Genomic DNA, 1118 nt, shown 5'->3' with positions numbered 1-1118 from the left:
CCGTTGACCGCAACTTCTGGCAACTTAGGTGTAACGAGCTTATCTAAGCGACCTTGATATTGGTCTTTGTAGGTCTTACTAATCACAACATCGACTGGTAGCTCATCAACTGCGGCTTGTGCATCAGCTTTTGCCTTTTCTGCGGCTTGAACTTGTTTAACGAGGGCTTCATGAACTTCTGGTTTAACTGTTGGTCCAGCGGCTTCAATAGCATCAGCTAAGTCTTTATAAGCCTTCTCTGCTGCGTTCACCAAGTCATCAGCCTTAGCTAGTTTAGAAGCTAGACCCATGTCGAACTCTGGTAAGCTTGGCTGGATATTACCTGCACCGTTTTCAGCAATTGTTGGTAAGCTTGGATCCTTCAAGCTATCGAGGCGAGTTTGGAAACCAGTCTTACCTACTGAATCTGGTAATCTATCTACAGCGACTTGGGCTGTTGCCTTTTTAGCTTTAGCATCAGCTAATTTAGCAGCCAGATCTTGATGTACAGTTGGCGTTACAACATTACCAACGCTCTTCAGCGCTTTAGCTAAGTCTTCGTAGGCTTGTTCCGCAACTTTGACTAAGGCATCTACTTCAGCAGCATCTGTGTCTTTGACGCCGTCATTGTTCGCATCATCCGCTTGTGGCACTTCGATACCAGTCAGCTTATTGAGACGACCTTGGAAGCCATCTTTCGCGGTCTTCGCACCTTCTGGTGTGTCTGGAATCGCGCTGACTGCCTCTTGTGCTGTCGCTTTCTTCGCCTTGGCTTCTTCGTTCAGACGGTTGAGTTCTTCAACTTCGGCTGGAGTAATCATGCCGTCTTGGTTGGCTTCGGCTAACTTCGCTTTAGCGGCTTGGTCCGCAGCTTCGGCAGCGGCTACTTTCGCTTCTGCGTCCGTAATCTTCGTATCCACGTCATCTGGAATGCCATTGCTGTTTTCATCGTTGGCACTTGGAACTTGGATGCCATCTAATTTATCCAAGCGACCTTGGAAGCCATCTTTCGCGGTCTTCGCACCTTCTGGTGTGTCTGGAATCGCGCTGACTGCCTCTTGCGCTGTCGCTTTCTTCGCCTTGGCTTCTTCGTTCAGACGGTTGAGTTCTTCAACTTCGGCTGGAGTAATCATGCCGTC

General features: G+C 48.7%; 1 protein-coding gene. It reads right to left on the bottom strand.

The features are described 5' to 3' along the window. Nucleotides 1-1118 (bottom strand): GA-like domain-containing protein (locus QP339_RS09605; protein WP_502869666.1); only part of this gene is annotated, 1118 nt, incomplete at both ends.

This window comes from Aerococcus sp. UMB7834 (assembly GCF_030215145.1).
Taxonomy (GTDB): domain Bacteria; phylum Bacillota; class Bacilli; order Lactobacillales; family Aerococcaceae; genus Aerococcus.
This window is presented reverse-complemented; position numbering and strand designations above follow the sequence as displayed.